Here is a 619-nt window from a genome sequence, read left to right as displayed (position 1 = left end):
GCGCTCTTGAGCTGAATCATGTTGCCCGTAGTGGCGAGGCCGAGTGATGCCTCTATTTAACGCCACGGACAAACCTAACGGTCCCCAGAAAGTCCTCGAGTCGGACTGTCATTTGGGCGCTCAAGCGGTCCCGGCACTGTTTGAGGATTCAGTGTACTCCTGAAGGGTACTCCTGAAGGTCTATCACGCTTCTTGGATGCAGGCGCAGAAAGATTCAGGATTCAGGGCCATTTATCGCCACACCTCATGCATCCTGATGATTGAGGCTAGACACGCCTACACCCGACAGCAATAATCGCAGCCATGATGACCGTCCATGAGCTCAGCGCTGGGGACGGGTACGCCTACTACACTTCCGAGGTCGCTAGCGCCGACGAGCTGCGCGCCGGCGACCGGGAGCTTGGCGACTATTACACGGTCGAAGGAATGCCGCCCGGCCGATGGGCAGGGCACTCTATGGAGCTGCTGGGGGTTTCCGGTGAGGTTACCGGGGAGCAAATGGCAGCCCTTTTCGGCGAGGGACTGCACCCCGACGCCGCCAGACTTATGGCAGATGGTGCCACTGAAAAGGAAGTGCGGCTAGGACAGAAATATCATCGCTACACGGACGCAGACACGG

General features: G+C 58.5%; 1 protein-coding gene. It reads left to right on the top strand.

The window, feature by feature from the left end; all coding sequences use genetic code 11:
- Positions 1 to 303: 303 nt before the first annotated feature.
- Positions 304 to 619, top strand: a 316-nt coding sequence (locus CXQ90_RS21755) for a relaxase domain-containing protein (protein WP_181038674.1), incomplete at its 3' end; no start/stop codon positions are given.

It is taken from the genome of Arthrobacter sp. ZGTC131, assembly GCF_002929275.1.
Lineage (GTDB): Bacteria > Actinomycetota > Actinomycetes > Actinomycetales > Micrococcaceae > Arthrobacter.
Note: the sequence above shows the minus strand (reverse complement) of the source record. Positions and strands in the feature narration are given on the sequence as shown.